The organism is Thiohalobacter thiocyanaticus (genome assembly GCF_002356355.1).
Classification (GTDB): domain Bacteria; phylum Pseudomonadota; class Gammaproteobacteria; order Thiohalobacterales; family Thiohalobacteraceae; genus Thiohalobacter; species Thiohalobacter thiocyanaticus_A.
Window position 1 is genome coordinate 2,386,826 of the sequence record NZ_AP018052.1, and the last position, 19,651, is coordinate 2,406,476.

The 19,651-nt window shown below is 65.9% G+C and carries 20 protein-coding genes; 7 read left to right on the forward strand and 13 right to left on the reverse strand.

Going from position 1 to position 19,651, the window contains the following annotated elements; genetic code table 11:
* The first annotated feature begins 235 nt into the window (after positions 1–235).
* The 3 genes from CFK21_RS11090 to hypE all read left to right on the forward strand — a co-directional run bounded on the left by CFK21_RS11090 (position 236) and on the right by hypE (position 4,057).
* Positions 236–544, forward strand: coding sequence for a hypothetical protein (locus CFK21_RS11090; protein WP_096366714.1), 309 nt, complete (start codon positions 236–238; stop codon positions 542–544).
* 146 nt (positions 545–690) lie between these two features.
* Positions 691–2,949 (forward strand): carbamoyltransferase HypF, encoded by a 2,259-nt coding sequence (hypF, locus tag CFK21_RS11095; protein WP_096366715.1) that lies wholly within the window; start codon positions 691–693, stop codon positions 2,947–2,949.
* 100 nt (positions 2,950–3,049) lie between these two features.
* Positions 3,050–4,057: a hydrogenase expression/formation protein HypE gene (gene hypE / locus CFK21_RS11100; protein WP_096366716.1), complete on the forward strand. Its 1,008-nt coding sequence runs from the start codon at positions 3,050–3,052 to the stop codon at positions 4,055–4,057.
* Positions 4,058–4,229: 172 nt separating this feature from the next.
* Here hypE and CFK21_RS11105 read toward each other — a convergent pair whose 3' ends face one another.
* Positions 4,230–4,709 (reverse strand): hypothetical protein, encoded by a 480-nt coding sequence (locus CFK21_RS11105; protein ID WP_096366717.1) that lies wholly within the window; start codon positions 4,707–4,709, stop codon positions 4,230–4,232.
* Positions 4,710–4,822: 113 nt separating this feature from the next.
* Here CFK21_RS11105 and CFK21_RS11110 point away from each other — a divergent pair, with 113 nt between their 5' ends.
* Together CFK21_RS11110 and CFK21_RS11115 are read left to right on the forward strand one after the other, a co-directional pair.
* On the forward strand, positions 4,823–6,418 hold the full coding sequence (locus CFK21_RS11110) for a bifunctional aminoglycoside phosphotransferase/ATP-binding protein (RefSeq protein WP_231971501.1): 1,596 nt from the start codon (positions 4,823–4,825) through the stop codon (positions 6,416–6,418).
* Between the two features lie 63 nt (positions 6,419–6,481).
* Positions 6,482–6,667, forward strand: a complete 186-nt coding sequence (locus CFK21_RS11115; RefSeq protein WP_096366719.1) for a PLDc N-terminal domain-containing protein — start codon at positions 6,482–6,484, stop codon at positions 6,665–6,667.
* Between the two features lie 13 nt (positions 6,668–6,680).
* Here CFK21_RS11115 and CFK21_RS11120 read toward each other — a convergent pair whose 3' ends face one another.
* From CFK21_RS11120 to CFK21_RS11170, 12 genes are all read right to left on the reverse strand, one after another.
* A complete protein-coding gene (locus CFK21_RS11120) occupies positions 6,681–7,658 on the reverse strand; it encodes a patatin-like phospholipase family protein (protein WP_096366720.1) in 978 nt (325 codons plus the stop codon).
* 17 nt (positions 7,659–7,675) lie between these two features.
* A complete protein-coding gene (locus CFK21_RS11125) occupies positions 7,676–8,971 on the reverse strand; it encodes a Ni/Fe hydrogenase subunit alpha (protein ID WP_096366721.1) in 1,296 nt (431 codons plus the stop codon).
* Complete coding sequence (locus CFK21_RS11130; protein WP_096366722.1) at positions 8,968–9,750, reverse strand: sulfhydrogenase subunit delta; 783 nt, start codon at positions 9,748–9,750, stop codon at positions 8,968–8,970. Before CFK21_RS11130 ends, CFK21_RS11125 begins: the two co-directional genes overlap by 4 nt.
* A 164-nt stretch (positions 9,751–9,914) precedes the next feature.
* Positions 9,915–10,751, reverse strand: coding sequence for an FAD/NAD(P)-binding protein (locus CFK21_RS11135; RefSeq protein ID WP_096366723.1), 837 nt, complete (start codon positions 10,749–10,751; stop codon positions 9,915–9,917).
* Positions 10,748–11,875, reverse strand: a complete 1,128-nt coding sequence (locus tag CFK21_RS11140) for a 4Fe-4S dicluster domain-containing protein (RefSeq protein WP_096366724.1) — start codon at positions 11,873–11,875, stop codon at positions 10,748–10,750. The genes CFK21_RS11135 and CFK21_RS11140 overlap by 4 nt, the downstream gene beginning before the upstream one ends.
* 6 nt (positions 11,876–11,881) lie before the next feature.
* Positions 11,882–12,094 carry a hypothetical protein gene (locus CFK21_RS15290; protein ID WP_157745630.1) on the reverse strand — a complete coding sequence of 71 codons (213 nt, stop codon included), beginning with the start codon at positions 12,092–12,094 and terminating at the stop codon, positions 11,882–11,884.
* Positions 12,095–12,304: 210 nt separating this feature from the next.
* A complete protein-coding gene (locus tag CFK21_RS11145; RefSeq protein WP_096366725.1) occupies positions 12,305–14,077 on the reverse strand; it encodes a nickel-dependent hydrogenase large subunit in 1,773 nt (590 codons plus the stop codon).
* A 201-nt stretch (positions 14,078–14,278) separates the two neighbouring features.
* Positions 14,279–15,544: a (Fe-S)-binding protein gene (locus CFK21_RS11150; protein ID WP_096366726.1), complete on the reverse strand. Its 1,266-nt coding sequence runs from the start codon at positions 15,542–15,544 to the stop codon at positions 14,279–14,281.
* Positions 15,541–16,191, reverse strand: coding sequence for a hypothetical protein (locus CFK21_RS11155; RefSeq protein WP_096366727.1), 651 nt, complete (start codon positions 16,189–16,191; stop codon positions 15,541–15,543). Before CFK21_RS11155 ends, CFK21_RS11150 begins: the two co-directional genes overlap by 4 nt.
* Before the next feature lie 283 nt (positions 16,192–16,474).
* Positions 16,475–17,569 carry a hydrogenase small subunit gene (locus tag CFK21_RS11160; protein ID WP_096366728.1) on the reverse strand — a complete coding sequence of 365 codons (1,095 nt, stop codon included), beginning with the start codon at positions 17,567–17,569 and terminating at the stop codon, positions 16,475–16,477.
* Complete coding sequence (locus CFK21_RS11165; protein WP_157745632.1) at positions 17,566–17,949, reverse strand: hydrogenase expression/formation C-terminal domain-containing protein; 384 nt, start codon at positions 17,947–17,949, stop codon at positions 17,566–17,568. The genes CFK21_RS11160 and CFK21_RS11165 overlap by 4 nt, the downstream gene beginning before the upstream one ends.
* A 35-nt stretch (positions 17,950–17,984) precedes the next feature.
* Positions 17,985–18,467 (reverse strand): HyaD/HybD family hydrogenase maturation endopeptidase, encoded by a 483-nt coding sequence (locus CFK21_RS11170; RefSeq protein ID WP_096366730.1) that lies wholly within the window; start codon positions 18,465–18,467, stop codon positions 17,985–17,987.
* Between the two features lie 568 nt (positions 18,468–19,035).
* On the opposite strand from CFK21_RS11170, the gene CFK21_RS11175 reads away from it, so the two are divergent.
* Together CFK21_RS11175 and CFK21_RS11180 are read left to right on the forward strand one after the other, a co-directional pair.
* Positions 19,036–19,281 carry a HypC/HybG/HupF family hydrogenase formation chaperone gene (locus tag CFK21_RS11175; RefSeq protein ID WP_096366731.1) on the forward strand — a complete coding sequence of 82 codons (246 nt, stop codon included), beginning with the start codon at positions 19,036–19,038 and terminating at the stop codon, positions 19,279–19,281.
* Positions 19,274–19,645 (forward strand): hydrogenase maturation nickel metallochaperone HypA/HybF, encoded by a 372-nt coding sequence (locus CFK21_RS11180; protein ID WP_096366732.1) that lies wholly within the window; start codon positions 19,274–19,276, stop codon positions 19,643–19,645. The genes CFK21_RS11175 and CFK21_RS11180 overlap by 8 nt, the downstream gene beginning before the upstream one ends.
* The last annotated feature ends 6 nt before the right edge of the window (positions 19,646–19,651 follow it).

A 19,651-nucleotide genomic window follows, 5' to 3' on the forward strand; every position in this document is an offset into this window, starting at 1 on the left:
GGCCGGCGGGGCTGATGAAGCGCCGCCCGGGCTCTATAATCAGACGGGCAGGCGGCGCCCCGGGGATTCGCGGCCGCAGTCTCAGCGCCATCCCCGATTGAAACAGAGGCGGGAATACCTGCCGCCGCTGATTCGTCTCTACCTTACAAGCCGCGCGGTATGCAGCGCTCGCCCGCCACCGCGCACCACAACAATACGCACCACAAAACCACCAGCAATACAAGGAGTTGACACTATGCGCATGACCCACAGCACCTCTGCTTTCGCCCTCGCCGCCGGCCTGGCCCTGGGCAGTGCCCTGCCGCTCACCGCCGTCGCCGGCTCGGTCGACAAGGCCCTGGATCAGGCCGCGACCGCCATCGCCGAGGCCAAGTCCAACGACTGGATCTGGCGCGATACCGAGAAATTCTTCAATGAGGCTCAGGAAGCCGCCAAGAAGGGCAACAAGGACGAGGCCATGAAGCTGGCCACCAAGGCCCGCGAACAGGCCGAGTTGGCCGTCAAGCAGTACCGGCTGGAGCAGGAGACGGACCGCAGTCTCTGATACGGCGGCTGTCTGCAGACAGAACCGTGGCGCCCCGGTCCAGGCCGGGGCGTTTTCGTTTCCGGCCGCCGCTTGCGCGGCGCATTGATCGATGCGAAGGTTGCAGGGTTGCCACTGATCGAGGCAGGTCGCCGCGACTATCGCCCGTGTCCCCATCCCTTCAGACCCTTCGCTGGTTGCTCACCGGTCGCGTCCAGGGCGTGGGCTTCCGTCCCTTCGTCTATCGTCTGGCGCTCGAACACGGCATCCACGGCTGGATCCGCAACCGCTCCGGCCAGGTCGAGATCCTGGGCCAGGGCGAGTCCGGTCGGCTGGCCCGGTTCGAACAGGCGCTGACTGCCCAGGCCCCGCCTGCCGCCGCACCGCGCATCGCCGCGCGCGAGTCGCTTGCCTGGCAGCGGCTGGAGAACTTCCGCATCAAGCCCAGCCGGTCCGACGCCCGGCCCTGGATCCATATCCCGCCTGATCACTTCGCCTGCCCCGAGTGCCTGGCCGAGATCCGCAATCCGGCCGACCGCCGCTACCACTATCCGTTCAACAACTGCACCCAGTGCGGGCCGCGCTACACCCTCATCCGCACCCTGCCCTATGACCGGCCCAACACCACCATGGCCGGCTTCGACCTGTGCCCGGCCTGTGCAGCCGAGTACCGCGAGCCGGCCGACCGGCGCTTTCATGCCGAACCCATCGCCTGTCCCGTCTGCGGCCCCTGGCTGAGCTACCGGCCTGGCATGGCCACGGCCGCAACCGCCGAAGGTGAAGCGGCGCTGACGGCCGCGGCAGCCGCGCTGCGCGACGGCGCCGTGCTGGCAGTCAAGGGGATCGGCGGTTATCACCTGATGTGCGCCGCCGCCGACCCGGCCGCCATCGAACGGTTGCGGGCGCGCAAACCGCGGCTGCACAAACCGCTGGCCGTGCTGTTTCCGGATGACGACACCCTGTTGCAGCAGGAGGTCAGCTGCAGCCGGGAGACCCTGGCCCGTCTGCGCAGCCCGCAGCGGCCGATCCTGCTGCTGCCGCGCGCGCCGCAGGCCACTCTGCCGGAGGCACTGGCGCCCGGGCTGCGCGAACTGGGGGTCATGCTGCCCTGCTCGCCGCTGCACAGCCTGCTGCTGGAGGCGGTCGGCGCCCCGCTGGTGGCCACCTCGGGCAATCTCAGCGGCGAGCCGGTGCTCACCGACAACGCCGAGGCGGATACCCGGCTGTCCGGGATCGCGGACGGCTTTCTGCATCACAACCGGCCCATCCAGCGCCCGGCCGATGACAGCGTGCAGCGGCCCATCGCCGGTGCCGTGCGCCCGCTGCGACTGGGCCGCGGCGACGCGCCGCTGGAGTTGGAACTCCCCCGGCCCGTGCCCGAACCGCTGCTCGCCGTGGGCGCCCACATGAAAAACACCCTGGCGCTGGCCTGGGACCGGCGCCTGATTGTCTCACCCCACATCGGCGATATGGGTGGTCGGCGCAGTCTGAGCGTGTTCGAACAGCTGGTCACGGACCTGCAGGCACTCTATGGCGTGCGCGCCGCACGACTGCTGTGCGACGCCCATCCCGATTACACCACCCACCGCTGGGCTTGTGAGACGCAGCTGCCGGTCACGCCGGTGTTCCATCATCATGCCCATGCCAGCGCCCTGTGCGGCGAACACGGCATCGACGAGCCCTGCCTGGTCTTTACCTGGGACGGCACCGGCTACGGCGCCGACGGCAGCCTGTGGGGCGGCGAGGCCCTCTACGGCCGGCCCGGCGACTGGCGGCATCTGGCCCGGTTGCGCCCGTTCCGTCTGCCCGGGGGCGACCGCGGCGGACGCGAGCCCTGGCGGGCGGCGGCGGCCCTGTGCTGGGAAAGCGGCGTCGGCTACACCCCACCGGTGCCGGCACCGGATCTGCTGCGCCAGGCCTGGCAGCGCGGCCTGAACGCACCGGCCACCAGCGCCGCCGGTCGCTTGTTCGATGCCGCCGCCAGTCTGACCGGACTGCTGGAGACGGCCAGCTATGAGGGCCAGGGGCCGATGTGGCTGGAACAGGCGGCTGCGAACTGCCCGGGCGAGGCGCTGGCGCTGCCGCTGAACACCGACAGCCTGCCCTGGCAGCTCGACTGGGCGCCCCTGCTGCCCCGTCTGCGCGACGCCGGCCGGCCGGCGGCACAGCGCGCCGCCGACTTTCACGCCAGCCTGGCTGCCGCCATCCGTGACCTTGCCCGGCGCGCGGCCGGGGTGCATGCCTTCACCCGTGTCGGTCTCACCGGCGGGGTGTTCCAGAACCGTCTGCTGACCGAGCTGGCGCAACGCCAGTTGCAGGACGCAGGCTTTCAGGTCTTGCTCTGCAGGCAGCTGCCCTGCAATGATGCCGGCATCAGTGCGGGACAGGTGTATGATTACCTCGGGAGTCGGTGCGGAGAAGATTGAGGACGCCCTGACCCATCCGTCATGCGGCGAAAGCGGGAATGACGCTGTACCAGCGTCGCCATATCTCCGGTCTTCTGATCAGCGTTTCCCCAACAGGGTTATGAACGACGATACCTACATCTCTCTGGCCCACGGCAACGGCGGCCGCTTCATGCGCGAACTGATCGAATCCGTGTTCCAGCGTCATCTCGGCAACCCGGCCCTGGACGTGCAGGCCGATGCCGTGAGGCTGCAACTGGGTGATGCGCACTGCCTGTTCACCACCGACGGTTTCACCGTCCAGCCGCTGGAATTCCCCGGCGGTGACATCGGCTCCCTGGCCGTGCACGGCACCACCAACGATCTGGCCGTGGCCGGCGCCGAACCGAAGTACCTCAGCCTCAACGCCTTCATCGAGGAGGGGCTGGAACTGGCGCTGCTGGACCGACTGATCGCCAGCCTGGCCGCGGCGGCGCGGGACATCGGGGTACAGGTGGTGGCCGGCGACACCAAGGTGCTGCGTCGTGGCGAGGGCGGCGGCCTGTACCTGGCCACCACCGGCATCGGCCTGGCCCTGCCCGGCCCGGTACTCGGGCTGGACCGGATCCGGCCCGGCGATGCGGTCCTGGTCAGCGGCCCGGTGGGCGATCACGGCATTGCGGTCATGCTGGCACGCGAGCAGTTCGGCCTGCGCGGCGATCTGCGCTCGGATGCCGCCAGCGTGCTGCCGCTCACCCGCGCCGCGCGTGATCTGGACGGACTGCGCTTCATGCGCGACCCCACCCGCGGCGGGCTGGCCAGCGTCTGTCACGAGATCAGCCGCGCCACCGGCCTGGGTGTGCGTCTGCGTGAGGCCGCGCTGCCGGTGCGCGATCCGGTACGGTCGGTGTGCGAAATGTTAGGCTATGACCCGCTGTACCTGGCCTGCGAGGGCCGGGTGGTGGCGGTGGTCGCGCCGGCGCAGGCCGAGGCCCTGCTGGCGCGCTGGCAGGCCCTGCCCGAGGGCAGCGAGGCCTGCCTGATCGGCACCCTGGAGGCCGGCGCCGACCGGGTGTTGCTGGAGACCGGCATCGGCGGCGAACGGCTGCTGGAGGAGCTCGAGGACGATCCGCTGCCGCGGATCTGCTGACTTTTCATTGCACCGCCATACCCGGAAGCGTGCGGGGAACGCTGCGCTTAACCCGGCCTGACATCCAGGGAACGAGGAGGTCTGGAACACCGTAGGTTGGGTTAGGCGCGACAGCGCCATAACCCAACGAACAGGCCTGAACGTTGGCTTACGCCCTGCGGGCTAACCCAACCTACAAGGCTTCGTCTGACTCCATACCCTGCAACCGTGCCGCCACCATCCGCGTCAGCGCCGGCCCCTGTTGCGCCAGCCAGTCGGCCGGCGTCTGACCGGCCTGCGGATCCACCACCAGCCCGAGGATGGACAGCCGCGGCCGCAACTCCAGCGCCGCCGCCAGTTCGACCACCTCGCGGATACCCAGGCCATGTGAGGAAAGGCCGCCGGCCGCTTCCAGTGCCTGCAGTGTCACCCAGCGCGGGCCGGCGTCCGGGCCTGTCACCGGCATGGCATCCAGCAGGATGACCCGGTCCAGAGCGTCCCAGTGCGGCAGCATGTCCGCCGGCGTGCGGCAGACATGCCAGCGGACAGACTCGACGGCCGGATGCCCGGACAGGGCGGTGCGCAGATAATCAATCGCGGCCCAGCCCAGGGCATCCACGCCCTGGGCGGAACCGACGCCGAAAACCCCTGCCTGCTCCTGTAAATGCGCCAAGCTTGACTCCGGTCAATGCGGCCTCCCGGCCGCGACGTAGGATGTCTGGATATCAGAAACAGCGTTGACACACATATTCGCGTCCGCACATGGGCGCCGGGCCGGACCGCTGCATGAGCGCTACCGCATCCAGACTGGAGACTATCATAACTGCGTTGCAGTCAGCCGAGCGCTTTCCGCATCCGGTCGGCGACTTCCGCGTGATCGAAACCCATATCTCATATATTCTGCTCACCGGCGGCATCGCCTACAAGTTCAAGAAGCCGGTCGACCTCGGATTTCTCGATTTCAGCACCCTCGAACAACGCCGCGAGGACTGTGAGGTTGAACTGGAACTCAACCGTCGCCTGGCCCCGGCGCTGTATCTCGATGTGGTCGCGGTGACCGGCACACCGGAAGACCCGCAACTCGGCGGCACCGGGGAGCCGATCGAATATGCGCTCAAGATGAAGCAGTTCGACGATACGCGTCGTCTGGACCGGCTCGCCGCCAGGGAAGAACTCACTACCGACCACATCGACCAGCTGGCCGCGACCCTGGCGGCCTTTCACCGCAGCCTGCCGCCGGCGCCGCCGGACAGCGGCTACGGCAGCTTCGAGGGCATCGCCGAACGCATCCGCGAGAACTTCAATCAGATCGACGCCCGCATCGATGAACCGGCCCTGCTGGCCGAGCTTGAACCGCTGCGGGAATGGTCCGAAACCCAGCTAGAGCAGCATCAGGACGACATGGAGCAGCGCCGGCGCGAGGGCTGGATCCGGGAATGCCACGGCGACCTGCACCTGGCCAACATGGTCGACATCGACGGCGGGGTGGAGATCTTCGACTGTCTGGAGTTCTCCCCCGACCTGCGCTGGATCGACACCCTGAGCGAGATCGCCTTCCTGCTGATGGACCTCGACTATCAGGGGCAGCATAACCTGGCCTGGCGCTTTCTGAACGAATACCTGGAATACGCCAACGACTACATGGGGCTGTCGCTGCTGAACGACTACCGCGTCTACCGCGCCATGGTGCGGGCCAAGGTCGCGGCCATCGAGTGCGAGCAGCACCGGGACGATACCGAGCGCGCCGAAGCGGCCCGTCACCAGCTAGTCCGCCATTTGAAGCTGGCGCGGGCCTATACCCAGAACCACGGCGCCACCCCCATCGTGCTCATGCACGGGCTGTCGGGTTCCGGCAAGAGCCGGCTGGCCCAGCAGCTGGCCGAGACCTGCAACTGCATCCGCATCCGCTCCGATGTGGAACGCAAGCGTCTGCTGGGCCTGTCACCGCTGGACTCCACCCATGCGCAGGGCGCCGACGCCTACAGCCCCTCGCTCACGCGCAAGACCTACCAGCGCCTCCAGGCACTGGCCTATGGCATCGTCGACGCCGGCCTGCCGGTGTTCGTCGACGCCACCTTCCTCATGCGCGAGCAACGGCAGAATTTCCAGCGCCTGGCCCAGGTGGCCGGCATCCCGCTGGTGATCCTCGACGTGGCCGCGCCCGAACCCGTACTGCGCCAGCGCATCCAGGCCCGCGCCCGCAGCGGCGGCGATCCCTCCGAGGCCGATCTCGCGGTACTCGATCAACAGCTGGAACACCAGGAACCGCTGACCGGGGACGAACGCCGGATCAGCATAGTCGTGGACACCTCGACCGAGGTGGATCTGGAGCGGCTGGTCAGCGAGATCCTGCAGCGGGCCCGGATCCGGCCGTCCGGCTGAGACCGCGCCGGATTCCTGTTATCCTGCGGTCTGGAAAACAGCAACCACCAGCGGGGAACTCACATGGGCATCGAAGTCGGCGGCCTGCTTGGCCTGATCCTTCTCATCCTGATCATCTGGGCCATTGTCAGTACAGTCCAGAGCACCGCCTCCACCGGCGCCAAGGTGGCCTGGATCCTGGTGCTGCTCATCCTGCCGCTGGTCGGCTTCATCGTCTGGCTGCTGGTCGGCCCCAAATCGGCCAGATAGAACCCGGCGGCGTTTATTCAGTCATTGCTTTCCGGGCTTCCAGCAGCTGCTGCTTCAACGTGCGCGCTGCCGGTCCGGCCTGCTCGAGAATCCTGTCGATGCGATTGAAGTGCAGCAGCCGCACGCCACTCGTATCCGGCTTGATGTAGATATCCGGCTTCCAGGCACGCATCCGCGCCGCGATGATGGACTGCTGCATGATTTCGAAGGTACTGAAGACCAGGCGATTCCATTCCACCTCATCCTGTCCGCCGTCCCGGCGTGAACCGGAGACATCGATTGCGACGATCAGGGCATGCCGACCTTCCAGCAGATCGAACGGCAGCGGATCCGAGGTCCCGCCGTCGATCAGCAGCTGCTCGCCACGCGGCACCGGCGCAAACAGGCCGGGCACCGCCATGCTCGCCCCGATTGCAGCAAACAGATCACCCTCCTTCAGCACCACCGTCTGGCCGCTCCAGTAATCCGTGGCGACGATCTCCAGCGGGATTTCCAACTCCGCAAAGGTTCGCGCCTCGATCTTCTCTGCCAGGAAGTCGAGAAAGCCGCCTGAGTCGATCAGCCCGCCGTTGTCGATATCGATCTCGACGAAGTCGGCGAATGTCAGCCCGGCATCCGGGTCGGCCAGCCGGGACAGGGCATCCAGGCTGGAACCGCCGAACTCGGCGAAGATGTCACGGATCTGCTGCGCACTCAGGCCCGCGGCATAGAGGGCACCGATCACCGCCCCGATGCTGGTGCCGGCAATGCGATCAGGGCGGATCGACAGATCATCGAAGACCTGCAGCATGGCGATGTGCGCCAGTCCTCCTGCCCCACCCGATCCCAGCGCCAGGCCGATGGACGGCCAGGGCGGCGGCGGGGCGTCATTGACCGCACCCACCACCTGCCCGGGAGCGGTCAGCAGTACCGAGGCGAACAACAGGGCGAAACACAGATCGGTGCTTCGGACCGCACGACCCGAAACTGTTGCGGGCGCAAACCGGTACATGGGCAGGGCGCGGCGCCTCAGCGCCGCACACTCAGGCGCAGGAAATGGGTCGCACAGGAGATGCAGGGATCATAGTTGCGGATGATCATCTCGCCCTGGCGTCGCAGGGCCTCCTCGTCGCGGTCCAGGCCGGCGCGGGTCAGGCCCAGCCGCAGGTCCTCCTCGATACGGGCCTGGTTCTGGCTGGTGGGCGGGACGATGGTAACGGCCTGCACCCGGCCCCGGTCGTCGAGGCGGTAGCGGTGCCAGAGAATGCCGCGCGGCGCCTCGGTCACCCAGGCCGCCGTTCCCGGGCCCGGGGTGGATTCCACATACGCCTTGTCCGGGCGATGGTAGTCGCGCAGCAGCCGCAGGGCCTCGTCGATGGCATACAGCAGTTCCACCGCGCGGGCGATGATGCTGTGATACATGTTGCGGCTGGGCAGTTCGATGCCGGCGGCGGCCAGGCGCTGGGTGAGTTCGCCCGGCAGCTGGTCGGCATTGAGGTTCAGCCGCGCCAGCGGCCCGACCAGGTAGGGCCGGCCGTCCAGGTGGGCATGCAGGGCGGTGGAATGCGGCGCCTGGAATTCGCGGAAGTGCCGTTCGAAGTCCTCCGGGTCCAGGTCGTGGCGGGCGCTGGAGACGATGCGTCCGGCGTTCATCGGGTATTCCTGCGGATGGCGCATGGCGACATTGACGAAGTCCTGTTCGTCCGCCGGCAGTTCCAGGGTGAACAGCCAGTCCAGCAGCGCCTCGGCCTCGACGCGGGCCGCGGTCAGCTCACCGACCATGGCCGCGACCTTGTGCGCTTCGGGGGCGTGGTGGAAACCGCCCACCCTGACCCCGATGGGATGCACGGCACGGCCGCCGAACAGGGCGATCAGCTCGTTGCCCAGCCCCTGCAGCCGCAGGCCGCGGCGCACCTGCTCGGGATAGTCGCGGGCCATGGCGGTGGCCGACTCGAAGCCGAGGAAATCCGGCGCGGCCAGTAAATGAATATGCAGGGCATGGCTCTGGATCCATTCGCCGCAGTACAGCACCCGGCGCATGTCGCGCACCCAGGGCGCGACCTCCACCCCCCAGGCCTTCTCGTAGGCGTGCACCGCGCTCATCTGGTAGGCCACCGGACAGATGCCGCAGATGCGCGCCACCCGGTCTATCACTGACTGGGCCTCGCAGCCCTCCAGGAATTTCTCGAACAGGCGCGGCGGCTCGTAGATCTCCAGCTTCAGTTCGGTGATGGCCCCGTTCTCGATGGCCAGATCCAGCGCGCCCTCGCCCTCCACCCGGGCCAGCACCGGCACCTTCACCGCGATTTTTTTCGATTCTGTCATTTGCGGTACCTGTTGCCGGCCGCGGTGAAGGGTTCGGCCTGGCTGTTGATGCCGTGATACTGCTCGCGCAGCTGTTCGGGCAGCAGCCCGAGCCCCTCGAACCAGTGCGACAGGGCATCGGTATTGGGATTCTCGGCCGGGCCGTAGCAGGCATAGCAGCCGCGCTCGAAGCTCGGGCACAGGGCGCCGCAGCCGGTGCGCGTCACCGGGCCCATGCAGGGCGTGCCGTGCGCCACCATGACGCACACGGCCTGACGACGCTTGCACTCCATGCATACCTTGTCCTGCTCCGCCGCCGGGGTGACGCCGCTCAGCAGCGCGCGCACGGCAGCGGTCACCTGGCGGGTGTTGACCGGACAGCCCCACAATTCCAGATCCACGTGCACGGCGGACCTGATCGGGCTGGCCGTGGTCAGGCTGTCCAGGTATTCGGGCGTGGCGTAGACCGCACTGTGCCAGGCATCGGCGTCGGTGAAGTTGCGCAGCGCCTGCAGCCCGCCGGCGGTGGCGCAGGCGCCGATGGTGACGAGGAAGCGGCTGTTCTTGCGTATGGCCTGGATGCGTTCCAGGTCATGGCGGGTATTGAGGCTGCCCTCGACGAAGGCGACATCCACCGGCGTGTTCTCGTCCAGCATGCCGGCCTCGGCGAAATGGACGATATCGACCATGGCGGACAGAGTGAGCAGGTCCTCGCCCATGTCCAGGAAGGCCAGCTGACAGCCGTCGCAGGAGCTGAACTTGTGCACGGCGACTTTCGGTTTGGCGGTTGATTCATCCATAGCGATACGCCTTTTTTATAAGAGCGCCACGGAATACACGGAAAGCACGGAAAATATGCATGTGAAACCCGAGTCGCCATTGCCGGGCGCGCAGCGCCACGGCAATGGCAATCCCAGACATTCCGTGTCTTCCGTGTATTCCGTGGCGCTCTTGAACTCGGTTGTCAAAACCCCTTCACTCCCAGCCGGCCGCTGATCTCGGGGTAGTTGAACACCGGTCCCTGGCGACAGAGGAAATCCTTGCCGTACTGACAGTGGCCGCACAGGCCCACGGCGCACTGCATGTTGCGCTCCATGCTGAGCCAGATCGACTCGGGCGTCACACCCAGTTCCAGCAGCCGGCGGATGGCGGCGATCATCATGGGCTCGGGCCCGCACAGCATGACCAGGGCCTGATCGATCGGCATGGTGAGCCGGTCGAACAGGTCGGTGACCAGGCCGACGTGCCAGTTCCAGCCGCTGCCGGCGACATCGGCCGCGAGTTGGACCTCGGTGTCCGGCCGGCCGCTCCAGGCCTCGTAGCGCTCGCGCCAGATCAGGTCGTCCATATGCTTCACGCCCTGGACGATGGCCAGGCGGCCGAAGCGCTCGCGGCGCTGCATGACGTAATTGATCACCGAGACCACCGGCGCGCAGCCCAGTCCGCCGGTGACCAGCAGCAGATCACGGCCGGCGGCCGCCTCCAGCGGCCAGCCGCGGCCGAACGGTCCGCGCAGGCCGATCCGGTCGCCGGGACGCAGCGCCTCCAGTCCGTGGGTGACGCGGCCGACGGCGCGCACGGTGTGCTGGATCTCATCGTCGTGCTCGGGATCGGAGACCACCGAGACAGGCACCTCGCCCACCCCGTAAAGATAGAGCATGTTGAACTGCCCCGGCGCGAAGCGGTAGGGCGCGGGCGCGGCCGGGTCATCCAGCTTCAGCCCCAGGGTGAATACGCTGGGGGTCTCCTGCACCCGGCTGACCACCTCGGCCTGCCAGGGCACCTGCAGGGAGGCGTTCATGTGCCGGCCTCCTTCAACAGCGCGCTCACCTCTTCGGTGATGTCGATGCCCACCGGGCACCAGGTGAGGCAGCGGCCGCAACCCACGCAGCCGCTGCGCCCGTACTGGTCATGCCAGCTGCCCAGCTTGTGGGTCAGCCACTGGCGGTAGCGCGAGCGGGTGTCCGGCCGCAGGGTGATGCCGTGGATGTAGCTGTGATTCTGCGTGAAGCAGGAGTCCCATTCCCGATAGTGGGTGGCGCTGCTGCCGTCCAGCGTCGGGACGTCGACCTGCTGATGGCAGAAACAGGTGGGACACACCGAGGTGCAGTTGCCGCAACTCAGGCAGCGTTCGGCCACCTGCGCCCAGCGCGGATGCTCCCAGGCGTTGAACAGATGCTCGCGCAGATTGCCGGCGGGCATGGCGCGCGACTGGGCGGTGCTGGCCGCCTCGCGCTCGCGGTCGATCTGCGCCTGCTGCGCCTCGGTCACTGCCTGCAGCGGCAGTTGCTGCGCGATGGTCTCGCCTTTACTGCTGGCGGCGCGTACGGCATAGCCATCATCCAGTTCGTCCAGCACCAGGTCGCAGTCATCGCCGGCCTGAGGGCCGTCGCCGGTGGATACGCAGAAACAGGTCGCCGCGGGATGGGTGCAATTGACCGCCACCAGGAACAGGCCCTCGCGACGGCGCGCATAGTAAGGGTCCGTACTGCCCGCCCGGAGAAAGTGCTGGTCCTGCAGCGCCAGCGCGGCCAGATCGCAGGCGCGCACACCGATCACGGCCAGCGGCCGCGGCTCGGGCGCGGTGGACCGGAACTGCAAACGGCCCTCGCTGTCGCGCTCGCTTCGCCACAAGGGCTCGCGCGGGGCAAACAGGTGCGGCTTGAGCGCCTGCGGTCCGCAGGCCCAGGCGAAACAGCGCGGCGTGCCGGTTTCCCGGAGGCGATACTGGCCCGGTGCCTGGGTCTCCTCCATCCCCTGTGGCAGATCGGCGCCGGCGCTCACCTCGCGATACAGGATGGCGTCAGCGTCGACCCGCGGTCCGATGCAGTCATAACCGGCGCCATCGAGGGCCCGCAGCAGCGTATCGAACGCCTCCCGTGGCAGGAAGCCGCGTCGGACCGGAGACGTAGCGTTGACAGCCACCCGCGTCTAGCGTCTGAAGTGCCTGACCAGCAGACCGCCCAGAACGACCACCAGGGCAACGCCAGCGACCAGGGGCAGGATATGATCCGGATGCGTCAGCCAGTGCAGCAGGCTGTCACCCGGCGTGGTCGTCACGGCATGGCCTTCATGGGCATGAGCGCCCGTAACCGTTGCCAGTGACAGTATCGCGATCAGCCATTGCGTCGTGGAGCGTGTCATCGTTTCACCTCGTTGCGTGAAAATTCCAGTACAGGGATAGCGGGCAATTCCAGTGCCTGCAACCCTGTTTCTGCCGGGGTTGGATAAAACCACGTCATTGCGAGCGTAGCGTGGCAATCTCGTACCGCAGAAGCAACCTGATGGAGATTGCCGCGTCACTTCGTTCCTCGCAATGACGGCCGGTATGGGCCATTCGCCCGCCCCCGGCCGTCACCTTACTTTCACCTTGACCAGTTCCTCCCCCTCCGGATCGGTGACATGCACCGCGCAGGCGATGCAGGGGTCGAAGCTGTGGATGGTGCGCAGGATCTCGATCGGCTGCTTGGGATCATGCAGCTTGTGCCCAGCCAGGGCGGCCTCGTAGGGACCGTCGTTGCCCTCGGCATCACGCGGGCCGGCGTTCCAGGTGCTGGGCACCACAGCCTGATAGTTGGCGATCTTCTCGTCCTCGATCACGATCCAGTGCGCCAGCGCCCCGCGCGGCGCCTCCATGAAACCCACGCCCTGCGCCTTCTTCGGCCAGGTGGAGGGCTCCCATTTGGTCTCGTTGAAGGTCTTCACGTCACCGGCCTTGATGTTGGCGATCAGGTTGTCGTACCAGGTGCCCATGGCATCGGCGATGATCTTGGTCTCCAGGGTGCGGGCAGCGGTGCGGCCGAGGGTGGAGTACAGGCCTTCGACCGGCAGGTCCAGCTTGTTCAGCGTCATGTGCACCAGATCCTTTGTCTGCTCATGACCGCGGGCATAGAGCATCAGCACCCGGGCCAGCGGCCCGACCTCCACCGGCTTGCCGCGCCAGCGGGGGGATTTCATCCAGGAATAGTCCTGTTCCACATCGAGCTGGTCGTAGGGCGGCTTGGGACCGGTGTAATCGAGCTCGGTTTCGCCCTGGTAGGGATGCAGGCCGACGTCCTTGCCGTCCCGGTATTTGTACCAGGAATGGGAGACGAACTCCTGGATCTGGTCCTCGGCGTTGAGGTCCACCTCGTAGACGCGCGACAGATCGCGGTCCAGGATCACCCCGGAGGGAATCAGATAGCTGGAGGGATCGTCCATGCCCTGTTCCGGGAAGTCACCGTAGGTCATGAAATTGCCGATGCCCTCGCCCTGGAAGGCCCAGTCCTTGTAGAAACCGGCGATGGCCAGGGTATCGGGCACGTAGACCTGATCGACGAAATCGCGCATGCGCTCGATGATGGTCTTTACCTTCTGCAGGCCGACGGTGTTGATGGCCGTGCCCTCGGCGCCGCCGCGGAAGCGGCGCTGGCGGCCGGCACCGTCGCCGCCGGCGCTGATGGCGATGGCGGAAGGCGTGCCACCGACCAGGAAATTGGGATGCGGATTCTTGCCGCCGAAGATGGCATGCAGCCGCGCCACGTCACGCTGCCATTCCAGCGCCTCCAGATAATGCGCCACCGCCATCAGGTTGGCCTCGGGCGGCAGTTTGTAGGCCGGATGGCCCCAGTAGCCGTTGGCGAAGATGCCGAGCTGGCCGGACTCGACGAAGGTCTTCACCCGCTTCTGGATGTCGCTGAAATAGCCGGGTGAGGATTTGGCGTAGTTGCTGATCGACTGCGCCAGTTCCGAGGTCGCCCTGGGATCGGCCTTGAGTGCGGAGACCACGTCCACCCAGTCCAGGGCATGCAGGTGGTAGAAATGCATGACATGGTCGTGCACGTACTGGGCGGCGATCATCAGGTTGCGGATCAGCTGGGCATTGGGCGGAATGCTGTAATCCAGCGCATCCTCCACTGCCCGCACCGAGGCGATGCCGTGCACCAGGGTGCACACACCGCAGATGCGCTGGGCGAAGGCCCAAGCATCGCGTGGATCGCGCCCGCGCAGGATGATCTCGATGCCACGCACCATGGTACCGGAACTGTAGGCCTGGGTGATGCTGCCGTCAGCATCGGTTTCGGCCTCGATGCGCAGATGCCCCTCGATGCGGGTGATGGGATCGACGACGACGCGTTCTGCTGTCATGTCAGGGTCCTTTTATCTGGTGAATAATGGCCATGGAATACACGGAAAGCACGGACATATGGGGAATTGGGGTTTAATTGGCTACTTGACGAATTTCCCGTCATTCCGGCGCAGGCCGGGATGACGGGGTAGATTCCGGTTTGTGCCCCATTTGTATTGGGTATTGTCCGTGCTTTCCGTGTTTTCCGTGGCTAATGATTTTCACGTCTTCTCCGGCAGAAACTCCGCCAGCATCTCGGTCAGGCCCACCACCTCGATATCCTCCATGCGGTTCTCCTCCAGGCCTTCCTCGAGCATGTTGCGGCAGTTGGAACAGGCCGTGACCAACTTCTCCACCTGCAGACCGTCGAGTTGCTTCTTCTTGCGGCTGAACACCTGGGCCCGCAGCGGGTTGGCGCGCTCGTTGGCGCTCACGCCGCCGCCGCCGCCGCAGCACCAGTTCATCACCCCGGCATCGGGCATCTCGACGAAGTCCTCCGCCACCATGTTGAGCAGACTGCGCGGCTGCTGCACCACGCCGCCGCGGCGTACCAGCTGGCAGGGGTCGTGGAAGGTCACCCGCGCCGATTCCCTGCCGCTGGTCTGCAGCCGGCCCTCGGCGCGCAGTTCATCCAGCACCTCCAGGATATGCTTGACCTCGAACGGGTAGCTGCGCCCGATGAGGTTGGGCCCCTCCCAGCGCAGGGCGGTGTAGGCGTGGCCGCACTCGGGGCTGATAACGGTCCTGACCCCTAGCCGTTCGGCACTGTCGACAATGCGCTGCACCAGCTCCGCGGCCAGATCACTGGAGCCAATCTGAATGCCGCTGTTGGTGGCCTCGAAGGCGGTCGAGGACAGGGTCCAGGACACGCCGGCACGGTCGAATATCTCCGTGACCGCCCCGATGATCTCGTTGAACTGGGCGATCTCGGCAGAGGACAGCAGCATCAGGTACTCGGCGCCCTCGACATCCAGCGGCACCGTGAGGCCCGTCTCCTTCTCGGTGTGTTTGATCTGCGCCTTGAGGGTATCGATGGTCACCCCCATGGGACTGCCGATCTCGATGGCGCGGGTGGTGGCCATCTTCAACCCTTCCGGGGCATGACCGGAAGCGGCCATGGCCTCGCGCGACTTGCGGATCATGTAGGTGATGTCATTGCCGACCGGACACACGGCGGTGCAGCGCCCGCACAGGGTGCAGCCGTCGTAGATGAGCGTCTCCCACTCGGCCAGTTCCTCGTCGGTGATCTTCTTCTCCAGACCCAGCTTCGACAGCAACCGGCCCCAGAAGGTGAAGTTCTGCTTCCAGGCGCGGCGCAGCGGTTCGGTCTTGTAGATGGGCGTGTACTTCGGATCACCGGTCTCGGTGTAGAACAGGCAGGCATGGGCACACATGCCGCAGTGCACGCAGCTGTTGAAATAGGAGGCAATGGGCCCGTCGATCTGGTTGACGAAGGCGTTGAGACCGCGTTCGAGCGAGGGACTCATAGCTGGACTCCCTTGCGACCCATGGCCGCACCGTTGTAGTAGCGCGACACCGCGAAGGTGAAGGCGTGCATCAGCTTGGTGAAGGGAAACACCACCATCAGGATCTCCACGCTCAGGATATGCAGCGCCAGCATGGTGGTGTAGGGCACCACGTCCATGTGCATGGCCATGTAGCCGGTCACTACCGGCAGGGTGGTAACGACCCAGGCGATGTAGTCCTGAGATGTGGACAGGAAGCGGCGCACCGGGTCGACCAGCCGGTGCACCAGCAGCGCCACCAGCGCGGCGATGGTGAGAATGGACAGAAAATCGATCACTGGCGACGGCAGCCCGGCCCAGCCGAAACCCAGCACGTCCTTGAAGAACTGGATGTGGGGGATGAAAAACAGCAGTACCAGCAGGAAGCCGATGTGGAACACATAGCCGGCGATCAACACCAGCGGCGAGTTCTTCATCAGGCCCTCGCTCGGCAGGGAGCGCCGCCACACGGCACGCCAACCGGCCCGCGAGGCGCTGGCGCGCGGTCTGGACAGATCCGGCTTGCGCCCGATCAGCCACATTTCGATGAAGCGCATGAAGATCCCGACCAGGAATATCACAGTTGCATATTCCAGGCCCGGACCCCTTACCCAGTTGAGAAATTCCATATCGGTCTCCCCAGACCTGCCCTGCTACTCAATCAGCTCGTTTACTTGCCACGGAAACACATGGTATGGAACCGAAAATATTCATCCAATGGTTTGAATGGCTCTCGCATAACCCGGATACCCGCTTATCCGTCGTTCCCGCGAAGGCGGGAACCCAGTGTCCGGCAGAGCAGATACACACTGGATCCCCGCCTGCGCGGGGGTGACGAGGCTGGGGCAAGAGCCTGTTCACTGAATTGATTGCATTCCGTGTTGTTCCGTGTGCTTCCGTGGCCATGAATATCTAGTCCTTCAGATCATCCACCGTCATCTTCTCCCGGCTGGCGGCCGCCTTATGCTTCTGACTACGCGCATACAGCCCGGCGGCCGCGCCGGCCACAGCGCCGGCGGCGATCGCCCCGCCGGCCAGACCGGACAGGTCGCCGGTGGCCGCGCTCAGCGGTTTGTAGAAGCTGCCGGCATCCCAGAAATCCGGTTCCGAGCAACCGATACAGCCGTGACCGGATTCGATGGGGAAGCTGGTCCCCATGTTCCACTTGGCGGTGGCACAGGCGTTGTGTGTGGTCGGGCCCTTGCAGCCCAGTTCGTACAGGCACCAGCCCTTGCGCGCGCCCTCGTCGTCGAAGGTCTTGGCGAACTTGCCGGCGTCGTAGAAGGGCCGGCGGTAACAGCGATCATGGATGGAGTCGCCGAAGAAGGCCTTGGGCCGGCCCAGATCGTCGAGTTCGGGCACGCTGCCGAAAGTGAGGTAGTGCGCCAGCACGCCGGTGATGACCACCGGGATGGGCGGGCAGCCGGAGACGTTGATCAGCGGCTTGCTGGCGATGCTGCCGTCGGCCATCAGGGCGGCGACGCTCTTCGCCCCGGTGGGATTGGGATCGGCCTTGGGGATACCGCCGAAGGCGGCGCAGGAACCGATGGCCACCACGGCCGCGGCATCCTTGACCGTATGCGCCAGCATGTCCAGGTTGGTCATGCCCGCGATGGTGGAGTAGACACCGCCGTCAGCAACCGGAATGGAACCGTCGACCAGTACCAGATAACCGCCCTCCTCCATGGCCTGTTCGCGCGCCAGTTCGGCGGCTTCGCCGGCGGCGGCCTGCAGGGTGTGGTGATAGTCCAGCGAAATCAGGTCGAAGATCAGGTTCTCCACCGTCGGCGAGTGCGAGCGGGTCAGCGACTCGGTGCAGCCGGTGCACTCCTGGAACGACAGCCAGATCACCGAGGGGCGGGTGCGTTTGCCCAGGGCCTCGGCGATGGCCGGCGCCATGGTCGGCGGCAACGCCATCATGGAGGCGGTGGCCGCACAGAACTTGAGAAAGGCGCGGCGGCTGATGCCCTGTCGGGCCAGCTGCTGGGCAAGCGTCGGTCGTGTCATGCGGATTCTCCTGTGGGCAGCGCCTCGTGCAGGCGCTGCAGCCCTTCATGGATGTCTTCCTGCTGGGAACGGATAATCTCGGGACAGGCGGTGACTTCGACCTGCTGGGTCATGATTTCCCCGTCGCGGTTGCGATGCACCACCCACCAGATCCCCGGATAGGCTGTCTCGTGGATGGCCGTGGGGCCGAGGGAGTCGAGTTCGATACGCACCTCACCCACCCCCAGCCATTCACGCAGCAGTTCGTGCTCGGCCACCGGCATCGGCAGGCTGCGCAGGTCGATGACATGGGTCTCGCCGGTCCGGCGGAATATCTCCAGCCTTTCGGCCAGTTCCATCAACAGGGCCTGTACCGCCGGCGTGATGTCCGTGTCCGACACGACCTCATCCGCAACAGTGACGACCGGGATATCGTTCAGGCCGCCCACTGACGCCACCGTTGAATGAGCGAATGGATGGCCTCGCAGGCCGGCTCGATGGCCGCCTGCACCGCTTCGGTGGGCATATCGCCCCAGTCGACCTGCTCCGGCTGGATGGCGACCAGGGCGCGGCGCTGTGGCAGTGAATCGGTCAGGCGGGCGATGGCCAGCAGGTCGAGCAGACTGACCTCATGCACGCTGCGCTTGCGGTTGCTGCCGATGAATTCGTCCATGCCTTCGTTCTCGTAGACCTGAACGGTACCGGGCGCGGCATTGAGTTCGGCGGCATCGACAACGATAAGCCGATTGGTGGATTCGATGGCTTCGGCCAGGGTGAAGCTCAGGGTGCCGCCGTCCATGCAGGTCACGTTCCCGTCGAGCAGGGCAGCTTCTTCCAGCCGTTTTACGACATGGACGCCGACCCCTTCATCGCTGAGCAGGGTATTGCCGAGTCCAAGTACAAGGCAGTTGTTATTCATTCTTGAGCGTGTCTTTGTATGGACGCTTCCATGGACCCTATTATTGCCCCTGTGCGCCACAGGTCAACAGGTAATGGATTGACGCATATCAAGCGCCCTGCGGACAGGATATAGCAGAATGTGAAATACCTGTCTATCGGCCACTGCGCAGGTAATCCAGCAATGCCTGCTGCTCTTCCAGCGACAGCCGGAAACGGTGTTTGCGCAGCGCGGGCGCGGCCAGTTCGGCCTGCAGCCGGGCCGGCTCCATATCAGCAAAAACTGATATGGATCGATGGCAGGACTGGCAATTCTGCTCATACAGTGCCCTGCCCGTTTCGGTTGCCGTCCCGGACGAGCAGGCACTGACGCCCGCACCCAGCATCAGCAGTCCCAGCCACGCCCGCGCGGCAGAGCCTGCCGTCGCCACTCGCCTGTCGTGCATACCGCTGCCACTCCCTTATCGAAGTTATGGACTGAGTATGACAGCCATATGACGCGGCGCAAGGCGGTGCCTTGCATGCATGAACCAATCGTAGGACTATACTGGGAAACACCGGCCCAAACGCCCGATCACGGAGGCCCGCCCATGTGCCTGGGCATACCCATGCAGGTTCTCAATGTCGACGGTTTCGTCGCCCAGTGCGAGGCCAAGGGGGTACAGCGCGATGTCAGCCTGTTCCTGCTTCAGGATGAACCTCTGGCCCCGGGCGATTTCGTGATGGTGCACGTCGGCTACGCCATCCAGAAGATGAGCGCACAGGAGGCGCGTTCGGCCTGGGAACTCTACGATGAGATGCTGGGGCAACTGGAAGGCGGCGGCGTCGATGCATGAGCTGTCCGTGTGCCAGGGCATGCTGCGCCAGGTCAGCGACCTGGCCCGCCGTCACCGCGCCGAGAGGGTCTCGCGCATCGTGGTACGCATCGGCCCGCTTGCCGGGGTGGAACCCGAACTGCTGCGCCAGGCCTTTCCCATTGCCAGCGCCGGCACCCTGGCCGCGAGTGCCGATCTGGTCGTGGAGACGGACGCCCTGCGCGTGCACTGCAACGAATGCGGCACCGAATCCGAGGTCCGACCCAACCGGCTGCTGTGCAACCAATGCGGCTCCTGGCAGACCCGGCTCATCAGCGGGGACGAATTGCTGCTGGCCAGCGTGGAGTTCATCATGCCCGAAACCGAATCCGCTTATCTGAACTGAACGCAT

Bases quoted from the DNA above. Each gene is read 5' to 3' on its own strand.
- CFK21_RS11090 (WP_096366714.1), top strand. From the start codon at position 236: ATGCGCATGACCCACAGCACCTCTGCTTTCGCCCTCGCCGCCGGCCTG.
- CFK21_RS11130 (WP_096366722.1), bottom strand. From the start codon at position 9,750: ATGGATGAATCAACCGCCAAACCGAAAGTCGCCGTGCACAAGTTCAGC.
- CFK21_RS11135 (WP_096366723.1), bottom strand. From the start codon at position 10,751: ATGAACGCCTCCCTGCAGGTGCCCTGGCAGGCCGAGGTGGTCAGCCGG.
- CFK21_RS11150 (WP_096366726.1), bottom strand. From the start codon at position 15,544: ATGAGTCCCTCGCTCGAACGCGGTCTCAACGCCTTCGTCAACCAGATC.
- CFK21_RS11120 (WP_096366720.1), bottom strand. From the start codon at position 7,658: ATGTACCGGTTTGCGCCCGCAACAGTTTCGGGTCGTGCGGTCCGAAGC.
- CFK21_RS11145 (WP_096366725.1), bottom strand. From the start codon at position 14,077: ATGACAGCAGAACGCGTCGTCGTCGATCCCATCACCCGCATCGAGGGG.
- CFK21_RS11110 (WP_231971501.1), top strand. From the start codon at position 4,823: ATGAGCGCTACCGCATCCAGACTGGAGACTATCATAACTGCGTTGCAG.
- CFK21_RS11155 (WP_096366727.1), bottom strand. From the start codon at position 16,191: ATGGAATTTCTCAACTGGGTAAGGGGTCCGGGCCTGGAATATGCAACT.
- CFK21_RS11170 (WP_096366730.1), bottom strand. From the start codon at position 18,467: ATGAATAACAACTGCCTTGTACTTGGACTCGGCAATACCCTGCTCAGC.
- CFK21_RS11180 (WP_096366732.1), top strand. From the start codon at position 19,274: ATGCATGAGCTGTCCGTGTGCCAGGGCATGCTGCGCCAGGTCAGCGAC.
- CFK21_RS11115 (WP_096366719.1), top strand. From the start codon at position 6,482: ATGGGCATCGAAGTCGGCGGCCTGCTTGGCCTGATCCTTCTCATCCTG.
- CFK21_RS11160 (WP_096366728.1), bottom strand. From the start codon at position 17,569: ATGACACGACCGACGCTTGCCCAGCAGCTGGCCCGACAGGGCATCAGC.
- CFK21_RS15290 (WP_157745630.1), bottom strand. From the start codon at position 12,094: ATGACACGCTCCACGACGCAATGGCTGATCGCGATACTGTCACTGGCA.
- CFK21_RS11175 (WP_096366731.1), top strand. From the start codon at position 19,036: ATGTGCCTGGGCATACCCATGCAGGTTCTCAATGTCGACGGTTTCGTC.
- CFK21_RS11125 (WP_096366721.1), bottom strand. From the start codon at position 8,971: ATGACAGAATCGAAAAAAATCGCGGTGAAGGTGCCGGTGCTGGCCCGG.
- hypE (WP_096366716.1), top strand. From the start codon at position 3,050: ATGAACGACGATACCTACATCTCTCTGGCCCACGGCAACGGCGGCCGC.